Below are 19,631 nucleotides of genomic sequence, written 5' to 3' on the forward strand. Positions count from 1 at the left end.
GAGTATAGGTCGGACCAGATGGAATGTTGCAAGTATGTTTCTATGTTTTTTCAAATATGATCTAAGAAACGCGATCCAGCTGGCAAAATTTAGAGGTGACGCACTCATGGATTCGGGTGAATTTTGTTTTAGATCATTTTTAAGTGTGATTTCGGTCACTTATCCGATTTTGCAGAATTAACAACTGGAGTGGCACTTTTCAGAAGCGTAAAATATCCGCAACGTTTATCTGGCACCTTAGGTGCACATACAGAGGAAATCAACGATGAGTAAATGTAGTGCTGATGAAACCCCGGTTTGCTGCTGTATGGATGTTGGCACCATTATGGACAACTCCGACTGCACCGCGTCTTACAGCCGCGTGTTTGCAAACCGCGCAGAAGCAGAACAAACGCTGGCGGCGCTGACTGAAAAAGCCCGTGGCGTGGAATCCGAACCGTGCAAAATCACCCCGACTTTCACTGAAGAGTCTGACGGTGTTCGCCTGGATATCGATTTCACTTTTGCCTGCGAAGCTGAAATGCTGATCTTCCAGCTGGGTCTGCGTTAATTCCTCTCAGGTACGCACGCCCCTGCCAGTTTGCTGGCAGGGGCGTTTTGTTTTCTCTTCTTCTTTTCTCTCTGTGTCATAGCTCCCACTTTCCCTTTTCTCCACTTGGCTAAATGTAAAAAAATGGTTAAGACTATGATCAGGTCAGACCACTTTATATATTTTTTTACAGGGGAGTGTTATGGGTCAGGTTTTACCGCTGGTTACCCGCCAGGGCGATCGTATCGCCATTGTTAGCGGATTACGCACGCCTTTTGCTCGCCAGGCGACGGCTTTTCATGGCATTCCCGCAGTTGATTTGGGGAAGATGGTTGTCGGAGAACTGCTTGCTCGTAGTGAGATCCCCGCCGAAGTGATTGAACAACTGGTATTTGGTCAGGTTGTGCAAATGCCGGAAGCGCCCAACATTGCGCGTGAAATTGTTCTCGGTACTGGAATGAATGTGCATACCGATGCTTACAGCGTCAGCCGCGCTTGCGCTACCAGTTTCCAGGCGGTTGCAAACGTTGCAGAAAGCCTGATGGCGGGAACTATTCGAGCGGGGATTGCCGGCGGGGCAGATTCCTCTTCCGTATTGCCAATTGGCGTCAGTAAAAAACTGGCGCGCGTGCTGGTTGATGTCAACAAAGCTCGAACCATGAGCCAGCGCCTGAAACTTTTTTCTCGCTTACGTTTGCGTGACTTAATGCCGGTGCCTCCGGCAGTGGCGGAATACTCCACTGGATTACGGATGGGCGACACCGCCGAACAAATGGCGAAAACGTACGGCATCACCCGTGAACAGCAAGATGCGTTGGCCCACCGTTCGCATCAACGTGCCGCCCAGGCGTGGTCAGACGGTAAATTAAAAGAAGAAGTCATGACCGCTTATATCCCGCCTTATAAACAGCCTCTTGCGGAAGATAATAATATTCGCGGCAATTCCACGCTTGCCGATTACGCAAAGCTGCGCCCGGCGTTTGATCGCAAACACGGGACGGTAACGGCGGCAAACAGTACGCCGCTGACCGATGGCGCGGCAGCGGTGATCCTGATGACTGAATCCCGGGCGAAAGAATTAGGGCTGGTGCCGCTGGGATATCTGCGCAGCTACGCATTTACCGCTATAGATGTCTGGCAGGACATGCTGCTCGGTCCGGCCTGGTCAACACCGCTGGCGCTGGAACGTGCTGGTTTGACAATGGCCGATCTGACGTTGATTGATATGCACGAAGCGTTTGCCGCCCAGACGCTGGCCAATATTCAGTTGCTTGGCAGCGAACGTTTTGCTCGCGACGTACTGGGGCGAGCACATGCCACTGGCGAAGTGGACGATAGCAAATTTAACGTGCTTGGCGGCTCGATTGCTTATGGTCATCCCTTTGCGGCTACCGGCGCACGGATGATTACCCAGACCTTACATGAACTGCGGCGTCGCGGCGGTGGGTTTGGTTTGGTGACTGCCTGTGCCGCAGGTGGGCTTGGCGCGGCAATGGTTGTGGAGGCGGAATAATGGAAATGGCATCAGCGTTTACCCTCAGCGTCCGTCTGGACAACATTGCCGTTATCACCATTGATGTTCCCGGCGAGAAAATGAATACCCTGAAGGCGGAATTTGCTTCGCAGGTGCGCGCCATTATTAAGCAACTCCGTGAAAACAAAGAGTTGCGCGGCGTGGTGTTTGTCTCCGCTAAACCAGACAACTTCATCGCTGGCGCAGACATCAACATGATCGGCAACTGCAAAACGGCGCAAGAAGCGGAAGCATTGGCGCGGCAGGGCCAACAGTTGATGGCGGAGATTCATGCTCTGCCTGTTCCGGTTATTGCCGCTATTCACGGCGCTTGCCTGGGTGGCGGGCTGGAGCTGGCGCTGGCATGTCATGGCCGCGTGTGTACTGACGATCCTAAAACTGTGCTCGGCTTGCCGGAAGTTCAGCTTGGATTATTGCCCGGTTCAGGCGGAACTCAGCGTTTGCCACGTCTGACAGGTGTCAGCACAGCATTAGAGATGATCCTCACCGGAAAACAACTTCGGGCGAAACAGGCATTAAAGTTGGGGCTGGTGGATGACGTCGTTCCGCACTCCATTTTGCTGGAAGCCGCTGTTGAGCTGGCAAAGCAGGATCGTCCATCTTCCCGCCCTCTACCTGTACGCGAGCGTATTCTGGCGGGGCCGTTAGGTCGTGCATTGTTGTTCAAAATGGTAGGCAAGAAAACAGAGCAAAAAACTCAGGGTAACTATCCAGCGACAAAACGCATTCTTGACGTTATTGAAACCGGTTTAGCGCAGGGAACCAGCAGTGGCTATGACGCCGAAGCTCGGGCGTTTGGTGAACTGGCGATGACGCCGCAATCGCAGGCGCTGCGCAATATCTTTTTTGCCAGTACTGAAGTGAAGAAAGATCCCGGCAGTGATGCTCCTCTTGCGCCATTAAACAGCGTGGGGATTTTAGGCGGCGGGTTGATGGGCGGTGGAATTGCCTACGTTACTGCCTGTAAAGCGGGTCTGCCGGTAAGAATTAAAGATATCAATGCCCAGGGCATAAATCATGCGCTGAAATACAGTTGGGAGCAGCTGGAGGGTAAAGTGCGCCGTCGTCATCTCAAAGCCAGCGAACGCGACAAGCAACTGGCTTTAATTTCGGGGACGACGGATTACCGTGGCTTTGCCCATCGAGATCTGATTATTGAAGCGGTGTTTGAAAATCTCGAATTAAAACAGCAGATGGTGGCAGAAGTTGAGCAAAACTGCGCTTCTCATACCATTTTTGCATCGAACACGTCCTCTTTACCGATTAGCGATATTGCCGCGCACGCCACGCGACCAGAGCAAGTTATCGGCCTGCATTTCTTCAGCCCGGTGGAAAAAATGCCGCTGGTGGAAATCATTCCTCATACGGGGACATCGGCGAAAACCATCACCACCACGGTAAAACTGGCGAAAAAACAGGGCAAAACGCCGATTGTGGTAAAGGATAAAGCTGGGTTTTATGTCAATCGCATCCTGGCGCCGTATATTAATGAAGCTATCCGCATGTTGACCGAAGGCGAACGTGTTGAGCATATTGATGCCGCGCTGGTGAAATTTGGTTTTCCGGTGGGGCCAATCCAACTTTTGGATGAGGTAGGAATTGATACCGGGACTAAAATTATTCCTGTACTGGAAGCAACTTATGGAGAACGTTTTAGCGCGCCTGCAAATGTTGTTTCTTCAATTTTGAATGATGATCGCAAAGGTAGAAAAAATGGCCGAGGTTTCTATCTTTATGGCCAAAAAGGGCGTAAAAGCAAAAAACAGGTCGATCCCGCCATTTACCCGCTAATTGGTGTACAAGGGCAGGGGCGACTCTCCGCACCGCAGGTTGCTGAACGGTGTGTGATGTTGATGCTGAATGAAGCAGTACGTTGTCTGGACGAGCAGGTTATCCGAAGTGTGCGTGACGGGGATATTGGCGCGGTATTTGGAATAGGCTTCCCACCGTTTCTTGGTGGCCCGTTCCGATATATCGATGCTCTCGGCGCGGGGGAAGTCGTTGCAACAATGCAACGACTGGCCACGCAGTATGGTTCTCGTTTTACCCCTTGCGAGCGTTTATTAGAGATGAGCGAGCGCGGGGAAAGTTTTTGGAAAACAAGTGCAACTGACCCTCAATAAAAGGGTCAAAGCTATATGAATCCGCGCTGAATGGCGGAGGGTTGGTCAAAATGTAAACGCATGTTGACTATACTTGCGCCATTGAGGTAAAAAACAGCGTTTCATTCGGTGAATGGATAAGGCACAATGCCGGCCACCGCCTTGTTTCTCTGGTTTCAGATGAAACAAGGCGGGCGAATCTGGTTAACAAAAGCGGTGCAATATGCAAGTTTTTATCATGCGTCACGGCGACGCAGCCCTCGATGCCGCCAGTGATTCGGTTCGTCCTCTGACCACTAACGGTTGTGACGAATCTCGCCTGATGGCGAACTGGTTGAAAGGTCAAAAAGTGGAAGTCGAACGTGTTCTGGTGAGCCCGTTCCTGCGAGCCGAGCAAACACTGGAGGAAGTAGGGGATTGTATGAACCTGCCTTCCAACGTGGAAGTTCTGCCGGAGTTGACGCCCTGCGGCGATGTAGGGCTGGTCAGTGCATATTTACAGGCGCTGACCAACGAAGGTGTTGCTTCGGTACTGGTTATCTCCCACTTACCGTTAGTCGGGTATCTGGTTGCCGAGTTATGTCCGGGCGAAACGCCGCCTATGTTTACCACTTCGGCTATTGCCAGCGTAACGCTTGATGAAAGCGGAAAAGGCGAGTTCAACTGGCAGATGAGCCCGTGTAATTTGAAAATGGCAAAAGCAATCTGATGTGATCGTAAAGTGCCCGATGGCGCAAGCTATCGGGCCTGAATTGTTCATACCTTATTGAAATTCTCCCAATAACGATGCAAATGGCATCTTTTTAGCGTTTAATCGCCGATTTGCATAAAGTTACATCTAGAAATATTCATTACCTTTTCTTGTATTTTATTTCCAGAGTTAACCACTGTGAACGCAGAATAAGAGAGTAGAAAAGAGATATTTTTTGGTCTTGATTTTATATTAATTATAGTGTTTTAATATTGTATCGGCAAAAAATAAAAATACAATCGTGTTATTTGTTGTTGGTTGTTTTTTGCTCTTTAATCATTCACTCCATGATGTGTTTATACCATATTTTAGTCATTTATCACGTAATTCCAGGGAAATTCTCAAAATGTTATTTGTTTTGTTAATCATTTAAATATTTCTAAATATTGTTGTTAGTAAATTTAAATTGTGTCACGCGCTCTATAATATCAACATGCTCGCCACGCCAAAGAATATCATCTCACGTGACCTCAGAAATCCTATTCAATGGTGGGTTATAAGCCACTGCAAATTACACTGAAAGTTATTATATTCAGTATTAATATGTCAGTTGGCTGACATTTTAATTATTTATGATTTAAGGACAAATAATGAGTAAGTTTGTAAAAGCAGCCGTCGCCACAGCAATGCTTATGGGGGCGCTGACTTCAGCATCGGTCGTAGCCGCAGGGAACAACGGTACAGTGAGATTTTTCGGTATAATTGAAGACTCTCCGTGCTCAATTGTTCCTGATGACCATAAGCTGGAAGTGGATATGGGGAGCATCGGTACCGGTTCTTTAACGGGTGGCAAAACTACCACACCAAAGGATTTCCAGATTCGTTTACAGGATTGCAATTTCAATACTGAAACAACGATGACCACGACATTTACCGGTAATCCATATTCCGGTAATCCAAATAATTACTCCCTGTCTAACCTGGATAATGGCGCCGAAGTTCCAAACGTAAGTCTGGTGATTGGCGACCAGCGTGGTAAAGGCTATGACCTGGGCAAAGGTATCGATCAGGCCATCGCAATGGACAGTTCAACGGGTAAAGGCAAACAGAAACAAACGCTGAAATTTAAAGCCTGGTTAGTAGGTGAAACTGCTGCGGTAACACCAACCCCAGCTCCGTTTGAAACGCTAACAACGTTCCAGATCACGTATCTCTAATGTGATTCCCCCATAACTGTAAAGTTATGGGGTTTTTAAATAAAAGATAATTAAAATATAATAATTACGGATGGATACGTAAATGCCCGAACATTCTTTTCTCCGTTTACGGGGGCTTTCGTGGTGGATTGCTCTGGCAATTTCCGGAAGTCCATTTTATGCCCTGGCAGATGATACCATTCAGTTTGATGCCCGATTTCTGGAGTTAAAAGGGAATACCAAAATTGATTTGGGGCGTTTTTCCCAAAAAGGTTATGTTGAACCGGGTAAATATAATTTGCAGGTTCATGTAAATAACCAATCCTTACCTGATGAATACGATATCTACTGGTACGCAGTCGAAAACAATCCTGATAAATCGTATGCCTGCTTACCGCCTGAACTGGTTGCTCAGTTAGGCTTTAAAGAAGATATCACGAAAAACTTGCAATGGATTCGTGATGGTCAGTGTCTGAATACTGAACCGTTAAATGGCATGGAAATGACTGGTGATTTAAGCCAGTCAGTTCTCGTGATTTCTTTGCCACAGGCTTATCTTGAATATACCGACAGTGAATGGGATCCACCTTCACGTTGGGATGAAGGTATTCCCGGTCTTATTGCCGATTACAGTATCAACGCCCAGACCCGGCATGAAGAGGGTGGGGATGATACTAACGATATTAGTGGTAATGGTACGGTTGGCGTTAACGTTGGCCCGTGGCGCCTGCGTGCCGACTGGCAGAGCGACTATCAGCATACCCGCAGTAACGATGATGGTGATGCTAACGATAGCGGCACGCAAAAAAACTGGGAGTGGAGCCGTTATTACGCCTGGCGCGCCTTGCCGTCATTAAAAGCCAAACTTTCGCTGGGTGAAGATTACCTCAACTCCGATATTTTTGATGGCTTTAGCTACATTGGCGGTAGCATCAGCACCGACGATCAAATGTTGCCGCCAAACCTTCGCGGCTACGCTCCGGATATTTCCGGCGTCGCACATACCTCTGCGAAAGTGACCGTAACGCAAATGGGACGCGTCCTTTATGAAACCCAGGTCCCCGCAGGCCCGTTCCGTATTCAGGATATTGGTGATTCGGTATCTGGCACGCTGCATGTCCGCATCGAAGAACAAAACGGTCAGGTGCAGGAATATGACGTCAGCACGGCTTCCATGCCGTTTCTGACCCGACCGGGTCAGGTGCGATATAAAGTGTCGATGGGGCGCCCGCAAAACTGGGATCATCACGTCGAAGGGAGTTTCTTCTCAGGAGGCGAAGCGTCATGGGGGATCGCCAATGGCTGGTCACTTTACGGCGGCGCGTTAGCGGATGAAAACTATCAATCAGCAGCAATTGGGCTTGGGCGCGATTTGGCGCTGTTCGGCGCGTTAGCGTTTGATGTTACCCACTCCCGTACTCGTTTTGACGACAACAGCGTATACGGCAACAAAACGCTGGACGGTAACTCTTATCGTGTCAGTTATGCCAAAGATTTTGATGAACTCAACAGCCGTGTGACCTTTGCCGGATATCGCTTCTCTGAAAAAAACTACATGACCATGAGCGAATACCTGGATGCCAACAACGCCGATCGGGCGCGCACGGGTAACGACAAAGAGATGTATACGGTCACTTACAACCAGAACTTCAGGGATGCGCGTGTTTCGGTCTATCTCAACTATTCCCATCACACCTACTGGGACCGCGAGGATCAAACCAACTACAACATGATGCTTTCTCATTATTTCAATATGGGAAGCATCAGAAACATGAGCGTTTCTCTGACCGGTTATCGCTATGAATACGATAACAACGCCGATAAAGGTATTTATCTTTCCTTAAGTCTGCCGTGGGGCGACAGCAGCACCATCAGTTACAACGGCAACTATGGCAGCGGTGCCGACAGCAGTCAGGCGAGTTTGTACCATCGAATTGATGATGCCAGCCACTATACGCTGAGTGCAGGCACCAGTGAAAACCACGCCAGTGTGGATGGCTATTACAGCCATGATGGCACGATGGCAAAAGTTGACCTGAGTGCCAACTATCATGAAGGGCAATACACTTCCGCGGGTATCTCTTTACAGGGCGGGGCAACGCTGACTGCTCACGGCGGCGCGCTGCATCGCACGCAGAATATGGGCGGTACGCGTCTGCTGATTGATGCCGATGGCGTTGCCAATGTACCAGTAGAAGGCAATGGTGCTGCTGTTTATACCAACATGTTTGGTAAAGCCGTGGTGGCCGATGTTAACGACTACTACCGTAATCAGGCTTATATCGATTTGAATAACCTGCCAGAAAATGCTGAGGCCACCCAGTCGGTGGTCCAGGCAACGCTAACGGAAGGTGCCATTGGTTATCGTAAATTTGCAGTGATCAGTGGGCAGAAAGCAATGGCGGTATTGCGATTGCAGGATGGTAGTCATCCGCCATTTGGTGCGGAAGTGAAAAATGTTAATAAACAGCAAGTTGGTCTGGTTGATGATGAAGGGAATGTCTATCTGGCGGGCGTTAAACCGGGTGAACGCATGACGGTATCCTGGGAGGGAGAATCCCACTGCGATATCAGTCTGCCGGACCCGCTACCGGATGATCTCTTCAATGGTTTGCTGTTGCCATGCCAGCAAATTGGGGGAAGTGCTCCCGCAATATCACATGATATTCAGCCCGTCATTCAGGTGCAGACACAACAGGTGGCACCAATGGAGCCGCCAATGTCTGTTTCATCGAATTAATAACGTGATTAAGGAATGATCCATGTCTAAACATATCTCTTCAAAAAAGATCGTCACTGCATTGACGTTGATGGCGGTGGCTGCAAGTTTTTACGCACAGGCTTCAGTGACGCCCGATCGTACACGTTTGATTTTTAACGAAAGTGAGAAATCTATTAGTGTTACCTTGCGTAATAACGATCCTAAACTTCCTTACCTGGCGCAAAGCTGGATTGAAGATGAAAAGGGTAACAAGGTGAGTTCACCATTAGCTGTTTTACCTCCTGTACAGCGTATTGATGCGATGATGAACGGTCAGGTGAAAATTCAGGGATTGCCAGATATCCACAAATTGCCTGCCGATCGCGAAACGATGTTCTACTTTAACGTTCGCGAGATTCCGCCTAAATCGAACAAAGCTAACACGCTGCAAATCGCTCTGCAGACACGAATCAAACTTTTCTGGCGTCCTAAGGCACTGGAAAAAAGCAGCACACAAACTCCCTGGCAGCATAAAGTGACCCTAACCCGCAGCGGCCAGGAATTTACCGTCAATAACCCAACGGCGTATTACGTCATCATCAGCAATGCCAGTACGCAGAAAAATGGCAATCCAGCGGCGGGTTTCTCGCCGTTGGTCATGCCGCCCAAAACCAACGCCCCGTTAAACGTGAAAATGGATAGCACACCAGTGCTGACCTATGTCAACGACTATGGCGCGCGTATGCCGCTCTTTTTTACCTGTAATGGCAACAGTTGTCAGGTTGATGAAGAACGAAGTAGCAAAGGCTGATTCCAGGAGAATCCGATGAGAAAGATGTTTCTGGTTAAATTGCTGCTGGTTTTTTGCGTGGTGAGCCATCCTGCGGTAGGTGGAGGTTCGAAATCCGTTGATCTGATATTGCGGGTGCTGGTCGATGCTCCGCCACCTTGTTCAGTAACGGGTAGTGCTGTGGAGTTTGGTGATGTGATCATCAAAAAGATCAATGGCACCAACTATCGCATGAATGCTGAGTACAAATTGGACTGTAAGGGAAGTCTAAGTGACGACCTGCAAATGCAGTTTAAGGGAACGACTACCACGATTAATGGCGAAACAGTGTTGAGTACAGGAATTTCTGGATTTGGGATTCGAATTGAAAGTGCGTCTGATAATTCGCTATTTCCGATTGGCGAAAACAACTGGACGCCTTTCAACATCAACAACCAACCGAAGCTGAAAGCGGTGCCAGTAAAAGAGAGCGGTGTATCACTCGCGGCATCGGAATTTAACGCCAGTATGACGATGGTGGTGGATTACCAATGAAACGACTCGTTTTTTTTGTGATTTGTGGTTGCTGTTGCGTGGTACAGGCGGCGACACCAGACATTACTTTTCACGGAACTTTGGTATCACCGCCAGTTTGTACCATTAGCGGCGGGAAAACCATTGAAGTGGATTTTGGCGACATCCTTATTAATGACATTGACGGCGTTAACTTTCTTCAGACTGTACCCTATGAGATCACCTGTGATTCTGGTGTTCGAGATGCGGTTTGGGAAATGACACTGACCTGGAAGGGGACACCTACCAATTACAATACGTCGGCGGTCCAGACCAGCGTTACTGACCTGGGCATTGAAATGCAACAAAACGGCAGTCCGTTTGAGCTGGATAAGCCTCTGAGTATTGATCCTGCCAGCCCCCCAACGCTCAAGGCGGTACCGGTGAAAGCCAGCGACGCGGCGTTGGGAGACGGAGCATTTTCCGCTTATGCCACGCTACAGGTGGATTACCAATGAAAACACCAGAATATGTTCTCGCAACACTGCTGGGGAGTTTAATGCTGACCTGGGCGACGACGGTGCAGGCGACTGATAACCTGCATTTTTACGGTAATCTATTGAATAAAACCTGTACGCCAGTAGAGACACAAGGATTGCTGGCAGAAGTGCAGTTTCCTACGGTGAGTACACAAGATTTAATGGTCGCCGGGCAGTCGGCCCGCCAGCCTGTAGTTTTTCAACTGAAAGACTGTAAGGGGCCAACCTCATACAACGTAAAGGTAACCTTGACCGGCACGGAAGATAGCGAACAGCCGGGTATTCTGGCGCTGGATGCGTCATCGGGTGCGCAGGGAGTAGGTATAGGTATGGAAAAAAACGACGGCACACCTGTCGCCATCAACAGTACTATTGGTGCGACCTTTGTACTTAATAATGGCAGCAATAGCTTAAATTTTCGCGCCTGGTTACAGGCAAAAAGCGGTCGTGATGTGACTCCCGGTAATTTTACCGCTCAGCTAACCGCAACGTTTGAGTACCTTTAAAATGAAAAAATTACGCTATTTTTTTTGCTTATTTGTATTGATGTTACCTACCGCGATGGCATCAATAACGTTTCGTGATATGCACACCGACATGGGTTATGCCGGTAACTTTAATACCTCAATCTGGTATGAACTTAATGTTCAAACCTCATCAGGTGTATATCAGGGAGAATATCACCGGGATGGTTATATTCTTCTGGCCGGAGATATTCCGAATATATCCTGGAATGGGCCAGGGCCAGCACCCAAAATTAATGTGAAAAGTGGGGAATCTATTGATTCATCGAATTGTCCAGGGCTGCCGGCATCGGGAGAATTTACTTGTAACAAGGTGATCATGGACATCATCGTTGAAGGAGATCCTGGTGGCTGTCCCTGGATAGTGACCAGTAATATCAAATCACAATCAAGAAGAAGTGGTGTTGTTTATATGGGACCTTCGACTTTTAACTCCACATGTCCGCCGATTCCTTTAGACCCTTATGATGTTTCATGGAGCCCAAATTCGGTAGTACGTAGCAAGCTATTATCATTGAAATCCACTGGAGGGGTAATCGAAAATACACTCCCCACCTTTTTGATGAAGGATGGCAAGTTGTGTGATGGTAGCCAATTTGACGATCGTGGCGCATATTGTCGCTTTGTATCGCAAATGATCACTTTTACGTCATATGGTTGTACCGATAACAAAGTGACAACCATACCAAACCGACATGCGATAACTGACAAGCAACTGCACGATATTGTGGTACGTGTCGATACCACTACACCGCAACCTATAGATTCCACTTGCCGATTCCAGTATGTGCTGAATATGTTGTAGCGACCAAACCGGATACGGCGTTTATGCCGTATCCGGTTTTGCGTTCAGGGCAACTCAGGCGGCAGCCACTCTTCCACCTCAATCAACACCAATAACGCCGCATCACCACCGTACTCTTTGGGGGCCTGGTGAAACGCCATCACATGCGGATGTTGCGCAAGCCACAGCGGTGTTTGTTGCTTCAAAATATGCTTACCATGCCCATGCATCACACAGGCGCAAAACACATGTTCACGGCGGCAGGCGGCAATCAACGCGCCCAGTTCCTGTTTGGCTTGTAGCTGCGTCAGACCATGCAAATCAAGAAACAACTCCGGCGAATAATCACCGCGGCGCAACTTCTTCGCCTCAAAATGACTCACATCCGGGCGGACATATTTCACCGGACCTTCGGTATTCAATAACGGCTGAAACTCATCTGAGAAATAATGGCTGGCATCGGCCTGCTCCTGAATCAACCGTTTCACCGGCACTTCGCTGACTTTTTTACGCTGTGGTCGATGGACAATCGTATCTTGCTTTATCTTGCGAGTCCCCGCCATCAACTGGCGAAACAGAGCCTGGTCCTCCTCGCTAAGTGTTGTTTTCTTTTTCATTGATGTGTCTCTATTTCTAATTTCCCTACAGTTTACCCGACTCGTCGCGCAATCGATCGTTTTAAACGTATTTTTCCTCACTCACCGCGCGTGAATGCTGATTTATCGTCATCTTCATGGCAAACTAGCCGCCGAAATTATTGCGATCATGCCCTGGAGGAATACGTGGATAAAATTTTCGTTGATGAAGCAGTAAATGAGCTGCAAACCATTCAGGACATGTTGCGCTGGTCGGTTAGCCGCTTCAGCGCGGCAAATATCTGGTACGGTCACGGCACCGATAACCCGTGGGATGAAGCCGTACAGCTGGTGTTGCCGTCGCTCTACCTGCCGCTGGATATTCCGGAAGATATGCGCAATGCGCGTCTGACCTCCAGCGAAAAACACCGCATTGTTGAGCGCGTGATCCGCCGCGTCAACGAGCGCATTCCGGTGGCTTACCTGACCAACAAAGCGTGGTTCTGCGGCCATGAATTTTACGTCGATGAACGCGTGCTGGTGCCGCGCTCGCCGATTGGTGAACTGATCAACAATAAATTTGCCGGACTCATCAGTAAACAACCGCAGCATATTTTAGATATGTGTACCGGGAGCGGCTGCATCGCTATTGCTTGCGCTTATGCTTTCCCGGAAGCGGAAGTCGACGCGGTGGACATCTCTCCAGACGCGCTGGCGGTTGCCGAACAGAACATCGAAGAACACGGTCTGATCCACAACGTCATCCCGATTCGTTCCGATCTGTTCCGTGATTTACCGAAAGTGCAGTACGGCCTGATCGTCACCAACCCGCCGTATGTCGATGCGGAAGATATGTCCGACCTGCCAAATGAATACCGTCACGAGCCGGAACTGGGCCTGGCGTCTGGTACCGACGGCCTGAAACTGACGCGCCGCATTCTCGGTAACGCGGCAGATTATCTTGCTGATGATGGTGTGCTGATTTGTGAAGTCGGCAACAGCATGGTACATCTTATGGAACAATATCCGGATGTTCCGTTCACCTGGCTGGAGTTTGATAACGGCGGCGACGGTGTGTTTATGCTCACCAAAGCGCAGCTTATTGCCGCACGTGAACATTTCGCGATTTATAAAGATTAAATAAACACGCAAACACAACAATAACGGAGCCGTGATGGCTGGAAACACAATTGGACAACTCTTTCGCGTAACCACCTTCGGCGAATCGCACGGGCTGGCGCTCGGTTGCATCGTCGATGGTGTTCCGCCAGGCATTCCGCTGACGGAAGCGGATCTGCAACACGATCTTGACCGCCGCCGCCCTGGGACATCGCGCTATACCACCCAGCGCCGCGAGCCGGATCAGGTCAAAATTCTCTCCGGTGTTTTTGAAGGTGTGACCACCGGCACCAGCATTGGCCTACTCATAGAAAATACCGACCAGCGTTCTCAGGATTACAGCGCAATTAAGGACGTTTTCCGTCCAGGCCATGCCGATTACACCTACGAACAAAAATACGGTTTGCGCGACTATCGCGGCGGTGGACGCTCTTCCGCCCGTGAAACCGCCATGCGCGTGGCGGCAGGGGCTATTGCCAAAAAATATCTCGCCGAGAAATTTGGCATTGAAATCCGCGGCTGCCTGACCCAGATGGGCGACATTCCGCTGGAAATCAAAGACTGGTCGCAGGTCGAGCAAAATCCGTTCTTCTGCCCGGACCCGGACAAAATCGAAGCCTTAGATGAACTGATGCGCGCACTGAAAAAAGAGGGCGACTCCATCGGCGCGAAAGTCACCGTTGTTGCCAGTGGCGTCCCCGCCGGACTTGGCGAGCCGGTCTTTGACCGCCTGGATGCCGACATCGCCCATGCGCTGATGAGCATCAACGCGGTGAAAGGCGTGGAAATCGGTGATGGTTTTGACGTGGTGGCGCTGCGCGGCAGCCAGAACCGTGACGAAATCACCAAAGACGGTTTCCAGAGCAACCATGCGGGCGGCATTCTTGGCGGTATCAGCAGCGGGCAGCAAATCATTGCCCATATGGCGCTGAAACCGACCTCCAGCATTACCGTGCCGGGGCGCACCATTAACCGCTTTGGCGAAGAAGTTGAGATGATCACCAAAGGCCGTCACGATCCTTGTGTCGGGATCCGCGCGGTGCCGATCGCTGAAGCGATGCTGGCGATCGTTTTAATGGATCACCTGTTACGGCAGCGGGCGCAAAATGCCGATGTGAAGACTGATATTCCACGCTGGTAAAAAATGAACAAAACTGCGATTGCGCTGCTGGCCCTGCTTGCCAGTAGCGTCAGCCAGGCAGCTACGCCGTGGCAAAAAATAACCCAACCTGTGCCGGGTAGCGCACAATCGATAGGTAGTTTCTCCAATGGTTGTATCGTCGGCGCTGACACGCTGCCGATACAGTCCGAACATTATCAGGTCATGCGTACCGATCAGCGTCGCTACTTCGGTCACCCGGACCTGGTGATGTTTATCCAGCGTCTGAGTAGCCAGGTGAGCAATCTGGGCATGGGTACGGTGTTGATTGGCGATATGGGAATGCCCGCTGGTGGGCGTTTCAACGGCGGTCACGCCAGCCACCAGACCGGACTGGATGTCGATATCTTCCTGCAACTGCCGAAAACACGCTGGACCTCCGCGCAACTCTTGCGCCCGCAAGCGTTAGATTTGGTTTCCCGCGACGGTAAACACGTTGTCCCCACGTTGTGGAAGCCAGAAATTTTCAGCTTGATCAAGCTCGCCGCCCAGGACAAAGACGTCACGCGCATTTTTGTTAATCCGGCGATTAAACAACAACTTTGCCTTGATGCGGGCACCGATCGCGACTGGTTGCGCAAAGTGCGACCCTGGTTCCAGCATCGTGCGCATATGCATGTACGATTACGTTGTCCTGCCGATAGTCTGGAGTGTGAAGATCAACCTTTACCGCCACCAGGCGATGGTTGCGGGGCAGAACTGCAAAGCTGGTTTGAACCTCCAAAACCGGGAACAACAAAGCCTGAGAAGAAGACACCGCCTCCGTTGCCGCCTTCCTGCCAGGCGCTACTGGATGAGCACGTGATCTAATGGAAACGTTTAATAGCCTGTTTATGGTTTCCCCGCTGCTGCTGGGCGTCCTCTTTTTTGTCGCCATGCTGGCGGGATTTATCGACTCGATTGCCGGTGGCGGTGGGTTACTCACCATTCCGGCATTGATGGCGGCGGGGATGTCTCCCGCTAACGCGCTGGCAACCAATAAGCTGCAAGCCTGCGGTGGCTCTATTTCCGCCACTATCTACTTTATTCGCCGCAAAGTGGTTAGTTTAAGCGATCAGAAACTCAATATCGCCATGACCTTTGTCGGCTCAATGAGTGGCGCACTGCTGGTGCAATATGTTCAGGCCGATATATTACGGCAGATATTGCCCATCCTCGTGATTTGCATCGGCCTCTATTTCTTGCTGATGCCAAAGCTGGGTGAAGAAGATCGCCAGCGCCGGATGTACGGTTTACCCTTCGCGTTAATTGCCGGTGGCTGTGTCGGTTTTTACGATGGATTCTTTGGGCCAGCTGCCGGATCGTTTTACGCGCTGGCCTTCGTTACGCTGTGCGGATTCAACCTCGCCAAAGCCACGGCTCACGCCAAATTACTTAATGCAACGTCAAACATCGGCGGTTTGCTGCTGTTTATTCTCGGCGGCAAAGTGATTTGGGCGACGGGATTTGTGATGCTGGTGGGGCAGTTCCTCGGCGCGCGCATGGGTTCACGACTGGTGTTGAGCAAAGGACAAAAGCTGATCCGCCCGATGATCGTTATCGTCTCGGCGGTGATGAGTGCCAAATTACTTTATGATAGCCACGGACAGGAGATCCTCCACTGGTTGGGGATGAACTAATGAACAGTACACACCACTATGAGCAGTTGATTGAAATTTTTAATAGCTGCTTTGCCGATGAATTTAATACCCGTCTGATTAAAGGCGACGACGAACCGATCTATCTTCCTGCTGATGCGGAAGTACCGTATAACCGAATCGTCTTTGCTCATGGCTTTTATGCCAGCGCAATTCATGAGATTTCGCACTGGTGTATTGCCGGGAAAGCGCGCCGTGAGCTGGTTGATTTCGGCTACTGGTATTGCCCGGACGGTCGCGATGCCCAAACGCAAAGTCAGTTTGAAGATGTTGAAGTGAAGCCGCAGGCGCTCGACTGGTTGTTCTGCGTGGCGGCGGGATATCCGTTTAACGTCAGTTGCGACAATCTGGAAGGGGATTTCGAACCGGATCGCGTGGTGTTTCAACGGCGAGTACATGCGCAGGTGATGGATTATCTGGCTAACGGTATTCCAGAACGTCCGGCACGCTTAATTAAAGCATTACAAAATTATTATCACACGCCGGAACTTACGGCGGAACAATTCCCGTGGCCGGAAGCGCTCAACTGAAGCCGGCGCCACGTTTTACAATGAGGAAAGAAGATGATCGCGGAGTTTGAATCACGCATTCTGGCATTAATCGACGGTATGGTTGACCATGCCAGTGATGATGAGTTGTTTGCCAGTGGGTATTTGCGTGGCCACCTGACATTAGCCATCGCAGAACTGGAAAGTGGTGATGACCACTCCGCTCAGGCGGTGCATACGACCGTTAGCCAGAGTCTGGAAAAAGCCATTGGTGCTGGTGAATTGTCGCCGCGTGACCAGGCGCTGGTAACCGATATGTGGGAACACCTGTTTCAGCAGGCGTCACAGCAGTAAGTTGTTGGCGTCTGGAGCACCATGCCTGATGCGACGCTTATCGCGTCTTATCAGGCCTACAGGTCACACGAGGTCGGATAAGGCGTTTACGCCGCATCCGACATTGGGAGCACCATGCCTGATGCGACGCTTATCGCGTCTTATCAGGTCTACACGTCACACGTAGGTCGGATAAGGCGTTCACGTCGCATCCGACATTGGGAGCACCATGCCTGATGCGACGCTTACAGTGTCTTATCAGGCCTACACGTCACACGTAGGTCGGATAAGGCGTTTACGCCGCATCCGACAAACAATGCCAAAGCAGATTACCCCGCCTTAACCGCTTTACCTTTCAACAACTTCCGCACCCATAACCTATTCGGATTTAACGCCGCCAGCGTACTGGCATCCATCGGAATCGGTTCTTCACTCATCTGTGCCGCCAGAATTTCGGCGCACAGTGGGGCAGAACACAAACCACGCGAACCCAAAGCAGCAAGCATAAAGAGATCGTCATAAATCGGCGCGCTTACCGCCTCATCTTTCTGCTCCGCCAGCGACGCATATTCCACGAGTGTAGCGTCATAATCAGGCACGTTGCCTACCATTGGCAGATGATCGCGAGTGGCACAACGCACACCGCAGCGCGCCTCTTTATCACTGACATCAACCTCTTTTGCCCACTGTGCCAGGGGGAAACAATCAATCAATCGCTGGCGATTCTGCAGCTGATCTTCCTCACTGTATGCCGTCTCTTCGCTACCACGGTGGTAACTGGCACCAATACAATGGTGTTGATTCGCCGGATTTTGCGGCGTGAGATAACCGTCATAGCACAGCACTTGCTTCAGCTTCGCCAGTTCCGGCGTTGTCGGAATATGGCTGACCTGACCGGCAACCGAATATACTGGCAGAGATGATGTTTGGCTGAAACCGCTGATTTGATGCCCGTTCGCCAGTACCACCACGTTATGCGTCGCGTGCTGATCACCTGCAAAATTCAACAACCAACCGTCATCCTTACGGGATAAATCCTGTAACTGATGTTGATAACGAATCTGCAAACCTTGCTGTTGCGCCAGTTCCAGCACATTACGGGTCAGTTCTGCTGGACACAGCCAACCACCTTGCGGATAAGTAATACCGCTGCAATTTGTCGCAACGCCCGTAATTTGTTCAACCGCATTAGCCTCAACGGCTACAGCCAGCTCTGCGGGTAAATCCATCGACAGCATCTGTGCGATTTTATGCTGGCTTTTCTCATCCCAGCCTAACTGCGTTACGCCGCACCAGTCATGATCAAATTTAACGGGTAATTGGTCGTAAAGCCGACGAGCAAAAGTAAACGCATTAGAGAAAAAGCGGTTTAGCGCCTCATCGTGTTTACTTAAGAGCGGATACAGCGCCCCCTGACGATTGCCGGAAGCACCCAGCGCGGGGGCATCATCCGCACAATAAAGCGTTACCTGCCAGCCGCGACGTAATAGCGCCAGCGACAACAACGCGCTGGCAATACCGCCGCCGATAATCGCTGCTTCCCGTTTGCGGCTGCCCGTACGATTAAACCACGGCGTGGAGCAGGGGAGGGGTAATGTCTGTTCCATCACCCCGCAAAGCATTTCCCGTTTGCGCCCAAAGCCCTTACGTTTTTGCATGGTGAATCCGGCTTCCTGCAAACCGCGGCGGACAAAACCAGCAGAAGTAAATGTCGCCAGCGTGCCGCTCGGACGCGCCAGTCGTGCCATGGCGTTAAACAGATTTTGCGTCCACATATCCGGGTTTTTCGCTGGCGCAAAGCCGTCCAGAAACCAGGCATCTACTTTTTGATTTAGCGAATCGTCCAGTTGGCTGGTCAGTTCGTTTATATCGCCAAACCATAAATCTAGCGTTACGCGGCCTTCATCGAGCAATAAACGATGGCAACCGGGCAGGGGCAAAGGCCACTGTGTCTGAAGCTGTTCCGCCCACGGCGCAAGTTCCGGCCAGTGTTGGTGCGCTAACGCTAAATCAGCACGAGTGAGGGGAAATTTCTCAAAACTAATGAAATGTAAGCGTTGTAATTGCGCCTGTGGATGCGCTTCGCGAAACTGATCAAATGCCTGCCATAGCGTCAGGAAGTTTAATCCGGTGCCGAAGCCGCTCTCTGCTACCACAAACAGAGGATGTGGATGCTCAGGAAAGCGTGCCTCTAATTGGTTACCCCCAAGAAAAACATAACGCGTCTCTTCCAGTCCGTTATCGTTGGAAAAATAGACATCGTCAAAATCTCGGGAAACAGGTGTACCCTCAGCATTAAATTCAAGGTTGGCAGGTTGTATGGAGTAGTGTTTCACGTAAGTTACTCGTCTTACAGGCGGTGGCTCGATCTTAGCGATGTGTGCCAGGCTGCGCAAATTTCTCTATTAATTGGCTGATCGGACTTGTTCGGCGTACAA

General features: G+C 50.3%; 19 protein-coding genes. 17 read left to right on the forward strand and 2 right to left on the reverse strand.

Features of this window, described 5'->3' with window-relative positions; genetic code table 11:
• Window positions 1-265: 265 nt before the first annotated feature.
• From D9736_RS00625 to D9736_RS00675, 11 genes are all read left to right on the forward strand, one after another.
• Complete coding sequence (locus D9736_RS00625) at window positions 266-550, forward strand: YfcZ/YiiS family protein (protein ID WP_130257444.1); 285 nt, start codon at window positions 266-268, stop codon at window positions 548-550.
• Window positions 551-731: 181 nt separating this feature from the next.
• Complete coding sequence (fadI, locus tag D9736_RS00630) at window positions 732-2,042, forward strand: acetyl-CoA C-acyltransferase FadI (RefSeq protein ID WP_130257445.1); 1,311 nt, start codon at window positions 732-734, stop codon at window positions 2,040-2,042.
• On the forward strand, window positions 2,042-4,186 hold the full coding sequence (gene fadJ, locus D9736_RS00635; RefSeq protein ID WP_130257446.1) for a fatty acid oxidation complex subunit alpha FadJ: 2,145 nt from the start codon (window positions 2,042-2,044) through the stop codon (window positions 4,184-4,186). Before fadI ends, fadJ begins: the two co-directional genes overlap by 1 nt.
• A gap of 202 nt (window positions 4,187-4,388) precedes the next feature.
• Window positions 4,389-4,874, forward strand: coding sequence for a phosphohistidine phosphatase SixA (gene sixA / locus D9736_RS00640; protein ID WP_130216911.1), 486 nt, complete (start codon window positions 4,389-4,391; stop codon window positions 4,872-4,874).
• Window positions 4,875-5,506: 632 nt separating this feature from the next.
• The gene (locus D9736_RS00645) at window positions 5,507-6,073 is read left to right on the forward strand and encodes a fimbrial protein (RefSeq protein WP_130257447.1); all 567 of its coding nucleotides are present in this window, start codon (window positions 5,507-5,509) and stop codon (window positions 6,071-6,073) included.
• 82 nt (window positions 6,074-6,155) lie between these two features.
• On the forward strand, window positions 6,156-8,792 hold the full coding sequence (locus D9736_RS00650) for a fimbrial biogenesis outer membrane usher protein (protein ID WP_130257448.1): 2,637 nt from the start codon (window positions 6,156-6,158) through the stop codon (window positions 8,790-8,792).
• A 70-nt stretch (window positions 8,793-8,862) separates the two neighbouring features.
• Complete coding sequence (locus D9736_RS00655; protein ID WP_240779316.1) at window positions 8,863-9,564, forward strand: fimbria/pilus periplasmic chaperone; 702 nt, start codon at window positions 8,863-8,865, stop codon at window positions 9,562-9,564.
• Window positions 9,565-9,579: 15 nt separating this feature from the next.
• Entirely contained in the window at window positions 9,580-10,077 is a 498-nt protein-coding gene (locus D9736_RS00660) for a fimbrial protein (protein WP_130257450.1), read from the forward strand.
• Complete coding sequence (locus D9736_RS00665) at window positions 10,074-10,553, forward strand: fimbrial protein (protein WP_130257451.1); 480 nt, start codon at window positions 10,074-10,076, stop codon at window positions 10,551-10,553. The genes D9736_RS00660 and D9736_RS00665 overlap by 4 nt, the downstream gene beginning before the upstream one ends.
• A 41-nt stretch (window positions 10,554-10,594) precedes the next feature.
• The gene (locus D9736_RS00670) at window positions 10,595-11,080 is read left to right on the forward strand and encodes a fimbrial protein (RefSeq protein WP_240779317.1); all 486 of its coding nucleotides are present in this window, start codon (window positions 10,595-10,597) and stop codon (window positions 11,078-11,080) included.
• Window position 11,081: 1 nt separating this feature from the next.
• Window positions 11,082-11,903, forward strand: a complete 822-nt coding sequence (locus tag D9736_RS00675) for a StfH/YfcO family fimbrial adhesin (protein WP_130221954.1) — start codon at window positions 11,082-11,084, stop codon at window positions 11,901-11,903.
• Window positions 11,904-11,947: 44 nt separating this feature from the next.
• Here D9736_RS00675 and smrB read toward each other — a convergent pair whose 3' ends face one another.
• Window positions 11,948-12,499, reverse strand: a complete 552-nt coding sequence (smrB, locus tag D9736_RS00680) for an endonuclease SmrB (protein WP_000730816.1) — start codon at window positions 12,497-12,499, stop codon at window positions 11,948-11,950.
• 165 nt (window positions 12,500-12,664) lie between these two features.
• Between smrB and prmB the strand changes: the two genes are divergently transcribed.
• Genes prmB through D9736_RS00710 form a run of 6 tightly spaced genes read left to right on the forward strand, consistent with a single transcriptional unit; the run spans window position 12,665 to window position 17,214 of the window.
• Window positions 12,665-13,597, forward strand: a complete 933-nt coding sequence (gene prmB / locus D9736_RS00685; protein ID WP_130257452.1) for a 50S ribosomal protein L3 N(5)-glutamine methyltransferase — start codon at window positions 12,665-12,667, stop codon at window positions 13,595-13,597.
• 34 nt (window positions 13,598-13,631) lie between these two features.
• Entirely contained in the window at window positions 13,632-14,717 is a 1,086-nt protein-coding gene (gene aroC / locus D9736_RS00690) for a chorismate synthase (protein WP_001353064.1), read from the forward strand.
• Between the two features lie 3 nt (window positions 14,718-14,720).
• The gene (mepA, locus tag D9736_RS00695) at window positions 14,721-15,545 is read left to right on the forward strand and encodes a penicillin-insensitive murein endopeptidase (RefSeq protein WP_130207274.1); all 825 of its coding nucleotides are present in this window, start codon (window positions 14,721-14,723) and stop codon (window positions 15,543-15,545) included.
• Window positions 15,545-16,354, forward strand: coding sequence for a sulfite exporter TauE/SafE family protein (locus tag D9736_RS00700; RefSeq protein WP_064526496.1), 810 nt, complete (start codon window positions 15,545-15,547; stop codon window positions 16,352-16,354). Before mepA ends, D9736_RS00700 begins: the two co-directional genes overlap by 1 nt.
• The gene (gene epmC, locus D9736_RS00705) at window positions 16,354-16,902 is read left to right on the forward strand and encodes an elongation factor P hydroxylase (protein WP_130257453.1); all 549 of its coding nucleotides are present in this window, start codon (window positions 16,354-16,356) and stop codon (window positions 16,900-16,902) included. The genes D9736_RS00700 and epmC overlap by 1 nt, the downstream gene beginning before the upstream one ends.
• 33 nt (window positions 16,903-16,935) lie before the next feature.
• The gene (locus tag D9736_RS00710; protein ID WP_000559761.1) at window positions 16,936-17,214 is read left to right on the forward strand and encodes a YfcL family protein; all 279 of its coding nucleotides are present in this window, start codon (window positions 16,936-16,938) and stop codon (window positions 17,212-17,214) included.
• 308 nt (window positions 17,215-17,522) lie between these two features.
• Here D9736_RS00710 and mnmC read toward each other — a convergent pair whose 3' ends face one another.
• Complete coding sequence (gene mnmC, locus D9736_RS00715; protein WP_130257454.1) at window positions 17,523-19,529, reverse strand: bifunctional tRNA (5-methylaminomethyl-2-thiouridine)(34)-methyltransferase MnmD/FAD-dependent 5-carboxymethylaminomethyl-2-thiouridine(34) oxidoreductase MnmC; 2,007 nt, start codon at window positions 19,527-19,529, stop codon at window positions 17,523-17,525.
• Window positions 19,530-19,631 lie beyond the last annotated feature (102 nt).

The sequence above is a fragment of the Escherichia sp. E10V10 genome (assembly GCF_004211985.1).
GTDB lineage: Bacteria > Pseudomonadota > Gammaproteobacteria > Enterobacterales > Enterobacteriaceae > Escherichia.